General features: G+C 44.7%; 13 protein-coding genes. 1 reads left to right on the top strand and 12 read right to left on the bottom strand.

The window, feature by feature from the left end; translation table 11 throughout:
• Positions 1 to 7 precede the first annotated feature (7 nt).
• The 4 genes from CLOSA_RS10525 to CLOSA_RS10540 all read right to left on the bottom strand — a co-directional run bounded on the left by CLOSA_RS10525 (position 8) and on the right by CLOSA_RS10540 (position 5,091).
• On the bottom strand, positions 8 to 865 hold the full coding sequence (locus CLOSA_RS10525) for a carbohydrate ABC transporter permease (protein WP_013272751.1): 858 nt from the start codon (positions 863 to 865) through the stop codon (positions 8 to 10).
• A 16-nt stretch (positions 866 to 881) separates the two neighbouring features.
• A complete protein-coding gene (locus tag CLOSA_RS10530; protein WP_013272752.1) occupies positions 882 to 1,799 on the bottom strand; it encodes a carbohydrate ABC transporter permease in 918 nt (305 codons plus the stop codon).
• A 32-nt stretch (positions 1,800 to 1,831) separates the two neighbouring features.
• Complete coding sequence (locus tag CLOSA_RS10535; protein ID WP_013272753.1) at positions 1,832 to 3,319, bottom strand: ABC transporter substrate-binding protein; 1,488 nt, start codon at positions 3,317 to 3,319, stop codon at positions 1,832 to 1,834.
• 224 nt (positions 3,320 to 3,543) lie between these two features.
• Entirely contained in the window at positions 3,544 to 5,091 is a 1,548-nt protein-coding gene (locus CLOSA_RS10540; protein WP_013272754.1) for a response regulator transcription factor, read from the bottom strand.
• 88 nt (positions 5,092 to 5,179) lie between these two features.
• On the opposite strand from CLOSA_RS10540, the gene CLOSA_RS10545 reads away from it, so the two are divergent.
• Positions 5,180 to 6,943 carry a cache domain-containing sensor histidine kinase gene (locus CLOSA_RS10545; protein WP_013272755.1) on the top strand — a complete coding sequence of 588 codons (1,764 nt, stop codon included), beginning with the start codon at positions 5,180 to 5,182 and terminating at the stop codon, positions 6,941 to 6,943.
• A gap of 83 nt (positions 6,944 to 7,026) precedes the next feature.
• Here the strand turns inward: CLOSA_RS10545 and CLOSA_RS10550 are convergent, their stop codons facing one another.
• From CLOSA_RS10550 to der, 8 genes are all read right to left on the bottom strand, one after another.
• Entirely contained in the window at positions 7,027 to 7,737 is a 711-nt protein-coding gene (locus CLOSA_RS10550; protein WP_013272756.1) for an ABC transporter ATP-binding protein, read from the bottom strand.
• A gap of 13 nt (positions 7,738 to 7,750) precedes the next feature.
• The gene (locus tag CLOSA_RS10555) at positions 7,751 to 8,509 is read right to left on the bottom strand and encodes an ABC transporter ATP-binding protein (protein WP_013272757.1); all 759 of its coding nucleotides are present in this window, start codon (positions 8,507 to 8,509) and stop codon (positions 7,751 to 7,753) included.
• Positions 8,510 to 8,511: 2 nt separating this feature from the next.
• Entirely contained in the window at positions 8,512 to 9,588 is a 1,077-nt protein-coding gene (locus CLOSA_RS10560; RefSeq protein ID WP_013272758.1) for a branched-chain amino acid ABC transporter permease, read from the bottom strand.
• Between the two features lie 9 nt (positions 9,589 to 9,597).
• On the bottom strand, positions 9,598 to 10,479 hold the full coding sequence (locus CLOSA_RS10565; protein WP_041709106.1) for a branched-chain amino acid ABC transporter permease: 882 nt from the start codon (positions 10,477 to 10,479) through the stop codon (positions 9,598 to 9,600).
• 100 nt (positions 10,480 to 10,579) lie between these two features.
• The gene (locus CLOSA_RS10570) at positions 10,580 to 11,806 is read right to left on the bottom strand and encodes an ABC transporter substrate-binding protein (protein ID WP_013272760.1); all 1,227 of its coding nucleotides are present in this window, start codon (positions 11,804 to 11,806) and stop codon (positions 10,580 to 10,582) included.
• Between the two features lie 221 nt (positions 11,807 to 12,027).
• Entirely contained in the window at positions 12,028 to 13,038 is a 1,011-nt protein-coding gene (locus CLOSA_RS10575) for an NAD(P)H-dependent glycerol-3-phosphate dehydrogenase (protein ID WP_013272761.1), read from the bottom strand.
• Between the two features lie 15 nt (positions 13,039 to 13,053).
• Positions 13,054 to 13,695: a glycerol-3-phosphate 1-O-acyltransferase PlsY gene (gene plsY, locus CLOSA_RS10580; RefSeq protein WP_013272762.1), complete on the bottom strand. Its 642-nt coding sequence runs from the start codon at positions 13,693 to 13,695 to the stop codon at positions 13,054 to 13,056.
• Between the two features lies 1 nt (position 13,696).
• On the bottom strand, positions 13,697 to 15,025 hold the full coding sequence (gene der / locus CLOSA_RS10585) for a ribosome biogenesis GTPase Der (RefSeq protein WP_013272763.1): 1,329 nt from the start codon (positions 15,023 to 15,025) through the stop codon (positions 13,697 to 13,699).
• Positions 15,026 to 15,080: the final 55 nt, after the last annotated feature.

The raw sequence follows: 15,080 nt of genomic DNA on the forward strand, positions 1-15,080 counted from the left end.
GTCCTCCTTATCCTTTTACAGCGCCGAAGCTGAGCCCTCTTACCAAATGCTTCTGAATAAACAGACAAGCGACGATCTCCGGTAAAACGGCTACGGTGGCGGCTACGGCCACCTGCCCGTAATGTACTGTTTCAGAAGAAATATACCGAAGGGATGTAATGGTAAGGGTCTGGATCCTGAAACCGCTTAAGATCAGCGGGAACGTAAAACTGTTCCATGCGAAAATAAATGCCAGAAGCCCTGAGGCAACCAGCCCCGGTTTGATCAGAGGCAGCAAGGTCTTTAAAAATACCTCATACCAGCAGTATCCATCCAGTGAAGCAGCCTGCTCCACCTCCACGCTGATATCCTCAAAATATCCCCTCACCACCCAGATGAGAAGAGGCATGGTGATCAGCTGATACACCCAAATCAAACCAAAATATGTATCATACAGACCGATCTTTTGAAAGATCAGGAAAATCGGCAGTATCACCATGATCTCCGGCGCAAACTTAAACGATAAGATCTGGAATGCAATATCATCCTTTTTCCGGAAGTCATACCGGGCCAGTGCATATGCCGCCGGTACGCCCGCCACTACTGTAAGCAGCACCGCCCCGCCGGAAACAATCATATTCTGAAAAAAAGCCCGGACATAATCCGTTCCCAGCAAAACCGCCTGATAATTGGCAAGTGTGGGCCGGAAAATAAAAACTGTATTGTACATTTCCGTATCGCTTTTAAACGTACAGATCAGCATCCAGATAAGGGGGAACAGGGCATACAGGGCGTACAGGACAAGCCCCAGATTGCGTCCGGTTTCCCTGGCTGCTTCTTTCAGCCTGTTTCTTTGTTTTGCAGTTTCAATGGAATGCTCCATCATTGTCGTCCTTTCTGAATTAATATCCCTGGGCCTGCTTTGCCATCTTACGCTGCCTGTTTACAAGAAAGCTGGCCGTAACATTGACAATCACCCAAAGGGTCAGCAGGTAGGGAAGTGCATATCCCAGCTTCTGGAATTGGAATCCTGTAATATAGCCTGTCAGTGAAATGTTCATAAGTGTATTTCCCGGTCCGCCTTTCGTCAGCGCAAATATAATGCCGAATTCCTGGAGTGCCGCCATCAATCGGAATAAAAGAGCGATATACATAAATGGCTTAAGCATGGGAAAGGTTAATGTTTTAAAGATGAACCACGAGCTGGCCCCATCTACCTCGGCTGCTTCAAAGGGAGATTTTGGCAGAGACTGAAGCCCTGCCAAAACCAGTAACAGCACGAAGGGAGTATTTACCCAGGTATCTATCAGCACCGCAGTGAACATGGCCGTTTCCTGGGATGCTGCCCACTTAAATCCGTACACACCAAACAGGTTTAAAAACTTTTCCAGCACGCCCACCGAATTGGAAGTCATCAGCTGCCAGATAAGCACTGCAATGGCCGGAGCCACCATCAGCGGAAAGGTGAAAACAACCTTTAAAATCCTGGTAAACCTGGTATCCTTCCGAAGCAGGATCGCAACCACAGACCCAAGGATCATCTGAGTTCCCGTTGCAATAAATCCATATTTGATGGTTACCCATAAGGAATGGTAAAAATCAGGGTCCTGATACACCCGAATCCAGTTTCGCAAAAAGATGAACTTAAAATTCGGATTTTTAAATGAGTAATTTGTCAGCGATAAAAATATTGCTATGGCAAATGGAATCATGATCCCAATCAGGATCAGTAAGCCCGGAGCGATGATATAGTACGGCCGCCTGCGTACATGGGCCGGAATTTCATGATAATTGATTTCCTTCGGTGTTCTATGAGCCAAACCTGCCCCTCCTTTCTAAAAATTCACACAGCTTATTCATAGTCGGAGATAACTATGTCTTCTACTACCTTATCCTGTTTCTCTTTTAAACTGTCCATGCCTTCCTGAACAGAGGCATAATTCCCTGCTACCAGTTCCTGCAGAGTCGTTGCCCACAAAGTGGTCGTCTCAAAGAAATAGGGCTGGGGGGTAAAGCGGATGGTCGTTGATCCGATGGTCTTTTCAAACGTATCAATATACCCCTCGTGACTCTCCATCTTTTTTAGGAATACCGGTGAATTGATCACGGAGGTACGTGCCGGGTCAAGAGCATTTTTTTCGGTCACTGCATATAGAGCAAAATCCTTGCTGGTAAAATACATCATAAAATACCATGCTGCATCCGCATTCTTTGTATCCGCATTCATTGCCATGGACCATGTCCAGAAATTTGAATTGGGTGTGTTTCCTTCCTTTGCTAAGGGCATCACAGTCCATGCCAGATTGCCTGCCTCTGCCGAAGCGCCTTCCCAGTCCTGATGAATCCCGGTATTATCCGCTTCAAACATCATGGCCGCTTTGCCGGCTCCCAAGTCTGCGCCGCACTCATACCACGTATATCTGGACCATGACGGAGATCCGCCCCTCTTGATCATGTCTACCCAGAATTCCGTCATTGCCACTGCCTCCGGTGAATTTACCTTAGACACCAGCCGGTCATCCTCAATGGCAAAATCCTTGGCTCCGAAATTTGCATATGTGCTCATGTACCCTGGATGAATGGTTCCCCAGTCTCTTGCCCCGCGGACGGTCATGGCATAAGAATCCGGTCCATTCCAGCCCTGAAGCTTGTCACAGGCAGCCAGCAGCTCGTCATAGGTCTTAGGAACCTCAATTCCCGCCTGTTCAAAGGCTCTCTTGTTATATGCAAGGCTGTAAATCTCTATGGCCAGCGGAAGCCCCAGCTGGGCACCGGAACCGACAGCATGTCCCGGAACTCCGTCCCATTGGAGAGCGGATACCGCGCTGGGATATAAATCTGCAAAATCATACCCAGGGGCCACCTTGTCCGGAGCATTTAAAAATTTATTTAAGTCGTATACATAACCTGCCGCTGAATAATCCCAAAGCTGATAAGCACCTGACATGAATAAATCCGGTTCACCGGTCCTGCTGGCAAGAGCCGTAGACACCTTATCAAAATAGTTGGCTTCCGGTGTAATGGAATGTTCAACTTTGATTCCGGTCAGTTCCTCAAATTCCGGTATCTTGGTTACAATGGCCTCAGCCACACTGTGCTGTACCATATTTACCTTCAGCGTTGTTCCGGCAAACTTCTTCCAGTCAAAATTTTCTTCTGCTGTTTGAGACTGCACTTCTGTTCCTGCTGCGGAAGGTTCCTGGGGCGCTTCTGCCCCCTGAGTTGTTGCCGAAACCTTAGCTGTCCCTGATCCGGAGCTGCTGCACCCCATCAGGGCACCTGCCGTCATAATGCCTGCCATTCCAAAGGATATCCATTTTTTTATATTGCTTTTTTTCACGTTGATCTAACCTCCTCTTTTTTATATGTAAATATTACACGAATACAGTTGTTAAATAAATGAATAATTATACTATAATTAACAAAATATTTTGAGGTTTAATTAACAATCTTACTGATAGGCGCAGTTGTTATTTTTTTTAGAAATATCTTACGAAAATATGAAAAATGTTATGATTGTCCAAATAAAAAAGGCGCCTGTTCTTAAACGGCGCCCTTTCCATTCTATATACGGTTCTTAAACTCTTTGCAAGTCATTCCTACAATCTCTTTAAACACCTTACTGAAATAATAGGGACTTCCAAAACCTACCTGATCTGCAATTTCATATATTTTCATGTTAGATTTGAGGATCAGTTTTTTTGACATTTCTATCCGGTAATTAGTCAGATACACGCTGAAGTTGATTCCGGTTTCCTGCTTAAAAATAAACGACAAATAGCTGCTGCTGATATTCACCGCTGCCGCAGCATTGTCTAAAGTAATATTCTGAGAATAGTTCTCTTCAATAAAGCCAATACATTCCTTAATCAGTCCGCTGTAGGGGCTCTTCCTGTTATGGAAAAAATCCCATATCGCCATATACACATCCATTGCATACATCCGGACATGATTCATATGGGACATTGAGTAAAGATTGTGATAATCAAACTTTAACGGATTCAGCCCGGGAATATTTCTGGTATCGTAATTTTCCAGAAGGGATTTGGAGATGGAAAGCAGGTCAATAAATACCTCAGTCACCATTCGGTAGTCTCCGGAATCTTTCAGTTTTCGGAAAATGGAATCCATATACTCCGCCAATGGTTCCTTCTCCGCCCTTTCCACCAGTTCTTTGATCTTCCGGGCACTGACCCGAATATGCTCTCCCCTGGGAAGCTTCAATGTCTCATCGTACGTCCACACATTGCCGTTATGAAAAAATCCTTTCAGCCGCGCGGTTTCCGCCTCCTGAAACATCTGATGGAAACGTTCTTTTGTCCCGGCTCTGCTGATCCCCATATTGATATCCGCGTTAAAATACTGAACTGTATTTTTTATAATTGATGCTCCCCTGTCCTCCATCAGTTCTCTGGGGTACTCATTTCTTTCCTCATGATATATGACCCCAAAACAAAAAAGATCCTTTAAAATGATATACCGTGCAACGCTGTGGCAAAAAAATTTGGAAACAAGATTCATAACTGTTTCAATCAGCATGCTGACGGAGCCATCCGGCAGGGAATTAATGCTGCAGTGACCGATGATGATCATATAAGATTCCTCGCAAAACATATGGTTCATATAAGGATTGTCCGAAACATTTTCCGGTACACCGGAGAGTTTCAGCTTAAGTAACTGCTCATCTAGATATTTTTCTTCCATCTTTTTGACAGAATGTCCCATACGGTGTGATCCTTCCGATTCCCCTGACAGATTGACCAGGGATGATAACAGGCTGTCCGGTGAGATCTCCGACTTTAAAATATACTTTTCAGCACCCATTTCCATGGCCCGCCTTGCAAAATTAAAATCATCATGATTCGTAAAAATAACGGATTGGATGTCTGCATATTTTGTTTTTGCTTTTTCAATTAAATCCAGACCGTTCATCCCCTGCATCTTGATATCCGTCATCAGAATATCAATTGGTTCATGCTCCATGATCTCCAAAGCTTCTTCTGCACTGCTGGCCTCTGCTGCAATCTCATACCCATAAGACTTCCAGTCCAGAGTCATCTTTAGTCCCATACGGACCAAAAACTCATCATCTACAATCAATACCCGCTTCATATTATTTTCCCGCTTCCCTAAAGACAATCAAACATGGTACAATAAGTTAATTTAGTGAATAGTATACCATAAATTTCGGAGGTATGTGATGCATATTAAGAAAATTTCGACAAAAATATTTATAGGAGTGTTCGTCCTTTCTACATTTTTCCTAGTTTTGTCTTTGACCTTTGTCAATTATACGTTTTACAGGGAACTGAAAAAGAACGAGATACAGAACAATCTGCTTGCCAGCAACAAGATCCGTTCACAATTTGACTTGATCATTAATCTGATCCAGGCCACCTCCACCTATCTGTTTGATAATGAAGAAATTCAGGAATACTTATCCGGACAGAGCCCCCAGTCAGCCGGCAAAATAAGCGAAAATCTGAATAACATACTGGAGATGCAGCCATTTATCTCCCATATCTCCCTGATGAAGCCTGATTCCACCATATTAAGTACAGACTACGGGACAGAAACCCATCTGCTGCCAGAGTATTATGGAAGTTACATGGAAAACATACAGGTTATCAGCTCGGAAGGCCAATGGTTCACCACACATTTTCATAATGCTGCCAGAGATTCTGCTGATAAAAAGGTCATCTCCTTCATCAGGCCGCTTATGAACCGGGAACAACAATTCCTTGGACTCTTAATCATGGATTTAAATTACAATTACATACAGGAGATGTTTATGCTCAGTACCATTCTGTCGGATGAAAAGACGCTGGTCATTAATTCTGACGGTGAAATTCTGTTTAATTTTCCCTATTATACGTCTTATGAGCCGGTACTCAAACAATATCCCCAGCTCCTGGATACCTCAACCAGCTATAGCCTGGAGGGAAAGGTTTTTAATCTGGACAGTACCATTGTTTCCAATCCCATCAAGATTGCTGACTGGAGTATTATACGCATCATTCAGACACAGCATTTGATCCGCAATACAAAGAAAATAACCTATTATGCGGTCATTATCATCATCATTTCCTGTATAACCAGTCTTATTTACGGCCTTTGGCTCACGGGCAAGATCACCCGTCCCATCAAGGCCCTCAGCGATGCCTGCTATAAGATCAAGGGCGGTGATTTTTCTCTTCGTGTACAAATGGATTCCAGAGATGAGGTAGGAAATCTGGGTGTTACTTTTAACATGATGCTTGACAAGCTGAACAGTTACTTTATCAATGAACTTCAGGAGCAGAAACGCAAATCCTCTCTTGAATTCAAAATCCTCCAGTCACAGATCAATCCTCATTTTTTATACAACACCCTGGATTCCATACGATGGCTGGCCACCATGCAGAATATTACAAATGTTGCCGAAATGACCAGTGACCTTACCAACCTTTTAAAGTATAATTTAAAGCAGGATACAACTTCCGCACTGCTAAAGGATGAAGTGGAAAGTATCCGGCGGTATATTGGTATACAGAAATACCGTTACGGTAACTACTTTGAAGTAGAGTACAAGATCGCGGAAGATACGCTGGAATGTATTATCATTCCCTTTTGCATCCAGCCTCTGATAGAAAATTCCATTATACATGGCTTTGATGATATGGATAAGAACTATAGGATAGGCATTGAAAGCTTTCAGGAAAATGGCAAATTATATATAAGAATCACAGACAACGGAGCCGGTATGGAGGACTCTGTTCTGGAAGAAATCAATTCCTCTAAGGTCAAAAGCAACAAATTCAATCAGATTGGCATTAAAAATATCAAGGAAAGAATCCAGATGCAGTATGGTAAGGAATACGGGCTGATTTATGTCAGTGAACCCAAGGAAGGGACGGTGGTTACGATCCGCTTTCCCTATCATTTAAGGGATACCTTGCAGGATCATGAATTTGCAAACAAATAACAATCGAAAGAACCCCGGAATTTCCTGTATGTCTAATACGTGAAATTCCGGGGTTTTTAATCTGCCGCAACGATTTCGTTAAATTATTCGCTTAGATATGCTTTCTTTACAGAGTCATTGTTCATTAATTCATTGGCATCCCCGCTTAAAACAATCGCACCTGTTTCCAGAACATAAGCGCGGTTTGCAATGGACAAAGCTTTTTTGGCGTTCTGCTCAACCAGCAGGACTGTGGTTCCTGATTTGTTGATTTCCTGAATGATATCGAAAATTTCATTGACGTAAATCGGAGAAAGTCCCATTGACGGCTCGTCCAGTACAATCACCTTTGGATGGCTCATCAGTGCCCGGCCCATGGCCAGCATCTGCTGCTCACCACCGCTTAGGGTTCCTGCAGGCTGGTTTTTTCTCTCTAAAAGCCTGGGAAAACGCTTGTAGATCATCTGAAGGGTTTCTTCAATCTCATTTTTATCCCGTCTTGTGTAGGCACCCAGTTTTAAATTTTCATAAACAGTCAACGCAGCAAAAACGCGCCGTCCTTCCGGAACATGAGCCATTCCCATGCCTACAATTTTATCGCCCCTTATCTTTGTAATATCATGGCCGTCAAACTGTATCGTGCCGGAGGCTGCTTTTATAAGACCGGTTATGGTATGAAGAGTTGTGGTCTTTCCCGCACCGTTCGCACCGATCAGAGCTACGATCTCTCCTTCCTTTACTTCAAAGGATATATCCTTAAGCGCCTTTATGACGCCATAATAAACTTCCAGATTATTTACTTCAAGTATTGCCATGCCATAAGCCTCCTTATTCTCCCAGATATGCCTTAATGACTTCCGGATCATTGAGCACATCCGCCGTCTTACCCTGGGTGAGGACCTGGCCGAAATTCAGTACGGTCAGCCTTTCACAGATACCGGAGACAAGCTTCATATCATGTTCAATTAACAGGATGGTCATATCAAAGTTATCCCTTACAAAGCGTATGGTGTCCATAAGCTCTGAGGTTTCGTTGGGATTCATGCCGGCAGCCGGCTCATCAAGGAGCAAGAGTTTGGGACTGGTTGCAAGGGCACGGGCTATCTCCAGCTTTCTCTGCTTTCCATATGGAAGATTGGAAGCAAGAATATCCTTTTCACCTTCAAGACCAAACACGTTCAAAAGTTCAACGGCCCGTTCATCCATCTCTTTTTCCACTTTAAAATATTTTGGCAGACGGAGGATCCCTGTAACCGTTCCATAGGAATAATGATTGTGCAGGCCTGTTTTCACGTTATCAAGAACCGTCAATTCCTTAAACAGACGGATATTCTGAAAGGTCCTTGCAATTCCGGTGCGGTTGATTTCCACTGTCTTTTTTCCTGTTATGTTCTCCCCATCCAAAAGAATGGTGCCAGTATTTGGCTTATATACACCCGTTAAAAGGTTAAAGATTGTGGTTTTACCTGCTCCGTTGGGACCGATGAGACCATAAAGCTGCCCCTTCTCAATGGTGATGCTGAAATTATCTACGGCGCGCAGGCCGCCAAACGAAATTCCAAGATTCTTGATTTCCAGTAAAGCCATGGTTATCCCCTCTCCTTTTCTGCCCTGTTCTTATGGAAATACCGCTTCCTGAAATCGATTAATTTAGGACTCCAGTTAAAAATCATCATAACGATCAGGATAACGGCGTAAATCAGCATTCGGTAGGTATTTAAGCCTCTTAAAAGCTCCGGAAGCAAGGTTAAGATCACCGCAGCAATCATGGAGCCCCGGATATTCCCGATGCCGCCGAGAACCACAAATACAAGAATCATGATGGACTGGTTATAACCAAAGTTCTTCTGTGTTGCAGTAAGCGCAGAAAGGTTGTGGGAATACAAAACACCGGCCACGCCCGCCAGAGAGGCAGAAATGGTGAAAGCCATTAATTTGTATTTCGTGATATTGATACCGATGGATTCCGCCGCAATACGGTTATCCCGAACAGACATGATTGCCCGTCCGGATCTTGAGTGAATCAGGTTTAAAACGATCACCAGAGTGATCAGAATGAGGATCACTCCGATGGTAAAGGTTGAATTTTTAGGCGTACCCGTAATTCCCTGAGCACCGTTTAAGATCACCGTTCCATCTTTTTCCATATTGAGCGCCATGGCATTTTTCATGGAAAAATGAAGCCCGTCGGCATCCTTTCCAATATAGATCACATTGATCACGTTTTTAATGATTTCCCCAAATGCCAGGGTTACAATGGCTAAATAGTCTCCCCGTAGCCTTAAAACCGGAATTCCAACCACAATACCAGCCAGTGCCGCAAAGGCTGCGCCGATTAAAATGGCGAAAAAGAAACGTATTCCCGAATTTGGAATGGCTTCCAGCATGGAAATGGAAAATAAGGAACTGGAAAATGCTCCCACACACATGAAGCCTGCATGGCCCAGACTCAGTTCTCCAAGGATGCCTACGGTTAAGTTTAAGGATACCGCCATAATGGTATAAATACAAAGGGGCACCAAAAGGCCTTTCATCAGGCTGCTAACCTGGCCTGCATTCACCAAAAGCTGTACCATTATAAATGCAGCGATCACAATGCCATAAGTTATCATATTACTTTTTAAGGTCTTATTCAGACGAAAGTTCGTCTTCATACTTTTTTCCATATTATCCACCTATACTTTCTCGTTAATCTTCTTACCCAGAATTCCAGTAGGCTTTACAAGAAGAACAACAATAAGAACCCCAAATACGATGGCATCAGAAAGCTGGGAGGAAATGTAAGCCTTACTCAGGTTTTCAATGACTCCCAGTAAAAGTCCGCCGATAAACGCTCCTGGAATGGAGCCGATCCCGCCAAATACGGCAGCTACGAATGCCTTGATGCCTGGCATGGAGCCGGTATAGGGGGTAAGTGTGGGATAGGCGGAACAAAGCAGCGCGCCAGCCACTGCCGCCAAAGCAGAGCCTATGGCAAACGTCAGGGCAATGGTTCCATCCACATTGATTCCCATGAGCTGAGCGGCTCCTTTATCTTCTGATACAGCAAGCATGGCCTGCCCTGCTCTTGTCCTTTTAATAAACGCAGTCAGACCGACCATAATGATAACACAGCTGATGATTGTTACAATAGTCTCACCGGAAATGGTGAGCTTTCCTTCTGAAAGCTTAAGTGCCGGAACGGTTACCACAGAAGTAAAGGATTTTGGATTGGAACCAAAAACGAGCAGTGCGATGTTTTGAAGCAGGTAGCTCACACCAATTGCCGTGATCAGAACTGCAAGAGGACTTGCCATGCGAAGAGGACGGTAAGCAACTCCCTCAATAACAACGCCAAGTACCGTGCATAAGATCACTGCAAGAAGTATGCCGGCAACCGGGCCAAGGCCCATTGTGCTGACAACTGTGAACACTACGTATCCTCCGATCATAATTACATCGCCATGAGCAAAGTTCAGCATCTTGGCAATGCCATATACCATGGTATATCCCAAGGCAATAATCGCATAAACACTGCCCAGGCTTAGACCATTAATAAAATAGGATATGAAACTCATCATACCATCGCACCTCATTCGTTGTTTATTTTAAAAGAAGAGGGTCGTCCTCTGGACGACCCTCCATTGGGTCATTTACCAAATGAATGAAATTCAGGAATTACATTGCTGTATAAACACCGTTTACGATCTTGACTGCTTTTGGAGCCTTATCCGGTTCTCCATCCTTAGACCATTTCATGTTCTCGCCAGTTAAGCCGTTTACGGTAATTTCTGTCATAGCGGTCTTTAAAGCGTCACAGATTGCGGAAGCATCCATATCTGTTGTAAGTCCGGCCTTTTCAGCGGCAGCCTTGATAGCGTAAACCGCATCATAGCCATCTGCTGCAAACTGGTTCGGTGTCTCACCATACTTCTCTTTAAAAGTTGTAACAAACTTCTGTGTCAGCTCATCCTTTGCATCAGCTGCGAATGGAGTCAGCAGCATTACATTTTCAGCCAATGCAGTGTCAAAGTTTTCTACGGTCAAAAGTCCGTCAAGTCCGTCACAGCCAAAGAACTGGGGTTCATATCCCATCTGCTTTGCCTGAGCAAGAATCAGAGCAGCCTGAGAATAGTAAATCGGAAGGAACACAAGCTCAGCGCCTGAATCCTGTGCCTTCTGAAGCTGTACGGAGAAATTTGTGTTGTTGTCTGCGGTGAAGGCTTCATCAGAAACAACTTCAAATCCCTGGTTCGCTGCTTCTGAAAGGAATTTATCATGGATACCAGATGAATAAACATCGGAGCTGTCATAAATAACTGCAACCTTGGTAGCCAGCTTGTTCTCGCCGATGTACTGTGCGGAAGCTGCTCCCTGGTTTGGATCGGAAAAGCATACACGGAACTGGTTATCAAATTTGGCAGCATCTACTGCTGAACCAGAAGGAGTGAGCTGGAACATGTTGTCCTTACTGGATTCCGCACCAACTGCAATACAGGGAGCGGAAGTAACGGTGCCGACTAACACCTGCATCCCCCAGTCTTTTAAGGTATTATAGGCATTGACTGCTTTTTCTGTATCGTGTTCATCATCCTGGAAATTGTACTCAATCTGGGCGCCGTTAATTCCGCCGCCAGCGTTAATCTCGTCAATAGCCAGTTCTGCACCGCGCATAACCGCTTGTCCATAGATGGCTGCACCTCCGGTAATCGGTCCGATCCCGCCGATTTTAAAAGAGCCTTCTCCAGAAGCCTTTGCTGCTTCCGTAGTCTCTCCTGATGCCGCCTTCGTTTCACCGGCTGCGGTGGTGGCCTCTGAAGTTTTGCCGCTTCCACAGGCAGTCAATGATGCTGCCATAGCAACTGCCACAGCAAGACTCAGTAACTTTTTCATAGATTTTTTCATAATCCATTCCTCCTCATAAAACGTTTTTATATATACAGTACTCTGGCATGATTTACTTGGCAAGGGCAGGCAATACACAGCCAAAACTCAGCAAATCACTTGTCCGATGGGCCAATGGCGATCGAACCGCATCAACTGATACATAGTCTTTATAATAAAATGGCTTTTAAAAAATGTCAACTGCTTTTATTCAATTATGAAAAAATCAGCCGGTTTGTTTCTTATTTATCCCAGGGCAGATCAGAGCTTTCAATGGTCTTATCCCTTAGCATCAGATCCTTTACAGCCTCAGATGCCGGTTTGCCATCGAAAAGAACTGCATTTACCTGTTCCACAATAGGCATGGAGATGCCAAATTTTACCGACAGGGCCAGGGCGGCTTTGGCGGAATAAATACCTTCTACCACCATCTTCACTTCCTTTGTGGCCTCTTCCATGGTTTTTCCCTGACCGATGAGAATTCCGGCCCTGCGGTTCCTGCTGTGCATACTTGCACAGGTAACGATCAGATCTCCGATTCCGGACAGGCCGCAAAAGGTCTGGAATTTACCGCCCATGGCGGTTCCCAGCCTGGATATTTCAGCAATGCCCCTTGTGATCAGAGCGGCTTTTGTGTTGTCTCCGTATCCCAATCCATCGGCAATTCCGGCGGCAAGGGCGATAACATTTTTCAGGGAAGCACCAAGCTCAATCCCCTGGATGTCAGGACTTGTGTAAACCCGGAAAACCTCGCTCATAAATATACCCTGAATATATTCCGCTGTCTTTCTGGTACGGGCACCTGCAACGCAGGTGGTAGGAAGGCTTTTGCTCACCTCTTCCGCATGGCTTGGTCCAGAAAGGACTGCCACATCTGCCATGGGCAGTTCTTCTTCCAATATCTCAGAAAGTGTCATCAGGGAGGATTCTTCGATCCCTTTTGCCACATTGACCACTACCTGGCCGTACCTGCAGAATGGGTTCATCTTTTTTGCCGTGGGGCGGACAAAGACGGAAGGAACGGCAGTTACCAGTAGGTCCCGTCCTGTCATAGCTTCCTCCAGGTTTTCCGTAAACATCATATTCTCTGGAAGCACCAGATCCGGAAGGGTATGGTGCCTGTGAGTCGTTATCATCTCTGAAATTTCTTCAGGAAGTGCAGACCAGACAGTCACCTCATGCCCATTATTATATAGTAGAACTGCAAGCGCAATTCCCCAGCTGCCCGATCCGATCACTCCAATTTTTGCCATTTTCTTCACCTCATTTTATTTTTTTCCTGATCCGATGGAAATTTTATTCTCTCTGCCACGGACAAGGCGTCCGATATTGGCCCGGTGGCGCCAGTAGGCCTGACCGCTTATGAGTGCTGCCACTATGTAGAATTCGGGCAACAATCTTTGATCAATACCAAATGTGCCTATCCTTCCAAAGATAAACAGCCATACGAATAAAATTGTTGCGACCACCAAAGAACCCAGAGAGACATATCTTGTGACAGCAACGATCAAAATAAATGCTGCCAGGCATAATAACGTCAGCCTTAAGTCAATGGCAACTATCAGACCTGCAGTGGCCGCAATGCCCTTACCGCCCTTGAAATTAAGGTAGAACGGATAATTGTGACCTAATATTACGCCGAAGCCTGTATACAAAGTCAGGAGATAAATCATCTCCGGCTGGGTCCGGAACAAAAACCGGATCATCAGACAGGGCAGCAATGATTTTAAAAAGTCACCGATAAAAACGATTGCTCCGGCTTTAGCTCCCATGACCCTTAAGGCGTTGGTAGTGCCGGAGTTCCCGCTTCCATAATTGCGGATATCAATTTTATGAGCCTTTCCGTAAAAATAGCCGGATTGTAAGAGGCCGAATATATAACCGGCAATAAGACAGATGATACGTTCCATACTACTGCTCCTTCCCGCTTCTTTCTCTGTATATAAACTTAAGGGAGGTTCCACGGAAACCGAATGCTTCCCGGATCTTATTCTCTAAGTATCTGGTATAGGAAAAGTGAGTCAGCTCCTTATCATTTACAAAGATAACAAAAGTCGGAGGCTTTACGGCTACCTGGGTAATATAATAAAGTCTTAAACGCTTGCCTTTGTCAGAGGGCGGCTGCTGAAGGGCAACGGCTTCTGTCATGATCTCATTTAAAATACCGGTTGCAATCCGAAGGGTTTGATTTTCCCGAACCATATCGATCACTTCAAACAGCTTATTCATCCTCAGTCCTGTTTTTGCAGAAATAAATACGAACTCTGCATAAGGCATGAAAGACAAGGTATTTTTAATCTTGTTGGTATATTCATAAATAGTTTTATCATTTTTTTCAATGGCATCCCATTTGTTAACTGCAACAACGATGCCCTTTCCTCGCTCATGGGCTATGCCTGCGATCTTCGCATCCTGCTCTGTTACACCTTCTTCCGCGTCTATGACCACTACCACCACATCGGCCCGTTCAACGGCCGTTACGGTCCGGATGATGCTGTAACGTTCCAGTTCCTCTTTGATCTTGCTTTTCCGTCTGAGGCCTGCCGTATCAATAAATACGTATTCTGTTCCTTCATGAACAATCTCCGTATCCACTGCATCTCTGGTAGTGCCTGCAATATTGGAAACAATGACCCGGTTTTCTCCAAGAAGCTGATTTATAATAGAAGATTTACCCACATTGGGCTTACCTACAATTGCAATTCTCGGCCTGTCATCCTCTTCCTCCTCTGTTTCAGAGAGATCAAAATGTTTTGCCACCTCATCAAGAAGATCTCCAAGGCCAAGCCTGGAAGCTGCCGATACCGGGATTGGATCACCGATACCCAGATTATAAAACTCATATACATCATTTCCAAACTTCTGGAAACTGTCTACCTTATTGACCGCAAGGACAATGGGTTTTTTTGATTTCCGCAGCATATCCGCCACCTTGGAATCTGCATCCACCAGACCCTGGCGGACATCCACAATAAAGATGATGACATCTGCAGTGGCTATGGCAATCTCCGCCTGCTCCCGCATCTGAGACAGAATGATGTCGCTGCTGTCCGGCTCAATACCTCCTGTATCGATCAGGGTAAAATTCATATCCAGCCAGGTACAGTCCGCATAGATCCTGTCCCTGGTAACGCCCGGTGTATCCTTTACAATGGAAATGGTGTCACCGGCTAAAACATTAAATAACGTAGACTTACCCACATTGGGGCGGCCTACGATGGCAACCACTGGTTTACTCATATATTAACTTCCTTTCTTCTTTTCGCCCATGCTGTCAGGGCATAAAGACATAACC

The sequence above is a fragment of the [Clostridium] saccharolyticum WM1 genome, assembly GCF_000144625.1.
GTDB classification, from domain to species: domain Bacteria; phylum Bacillota; class Clostridia; order Lachnospirales; family Lachnospiraceae; genus Lacrimispora; species Lacrimispora saccharolytica.

What these genes read in the sequence shown, in the direction of transcription:
- CLOSA_RS10565 (WP_041709106.1), bottom strand. Translation starts at nt 10,479, where the DNA reads ATGAGTTTCATATCCTATTTTATTAATGGTCTAAGCCTGGGCAGTGTT.
- CLOSA_RS10560 (WP_013272758.1), bottom strand. Translation starts at nt 9,588, where the DNA reads ATGGAAAAAAGTATGAAGACGAACTTTCGTCTGAATAAGACCTTAAAA.
- der (WP_013272763.1), bottom strand. Translation starts at nt 15,025, where the DNA reads ATGAGTAAACCAGTGGTTGCCATCGTAGGCCGCCCCAATGTGGGTAAG.
- CLOSA_RS10550 (WP_013272756.1), bottom strand. Translation starts at nt 7,737, where the DNA reads ATGGCAATACTTGAAGTAAATAATCTGGAAGTTTATTATGGCGTCATA.
- CLOSA_RS10540 (WP_013272754.1), bottom strand. Translation starts at nt 5,091, where the DNA reads ATGAAGCGGGTATTGATTGTAGATGATGAGTTTTTGGTCCGTATGGGA.
- CLOSA_RS10570 (WP_013272760.1), bottom strand. Translation starts at nt 11,806, where the DNA reads ATGAAAAAATCTATGAAAAAGTTACTGAGTCTTGCTGTGGCAGTTGCT.
- CLOSA_RS10545 (WP_013272755.1), top strand. Translation starts at nt 5,180, where the DNA reads ATGCATATTAAGAAAATTTCGACAAAAATATTTATAGGAGTGTTCGTC.
- plsY (WP_013272762.1), bottom strand. Translation starts at nt 13,695, where the DNA reads ATGGAACGTATCATCTGTCTTATTGCCGGTTATATATTCGGCCTCTTA.
- CLOSA_RS10525 (WP_013272751.1), bottom strand. Translation starts at nt 865, where the DNA reads ATGATGGAGCATTCCATTGAAACTGCAAAACAAAGAAACAGGCTGAAA.
- CLOSA_RS10555 (WP_013272757.1), bottom strand. Translation starts at nt 8,509, where the DNA reads ATGGCTTTACTGGAAATCAAGAATCTTGGAATTTCGTTTGGCGGCCTG.
- CLOSA_RS10575 (WP_013272761.1), bottom strand. Translation starts at nt 13,038, where the DNA reads ATGGCAAAAATTGGAGTGATCGGATCGGGCAGCTGGGGAATTGCGCTT.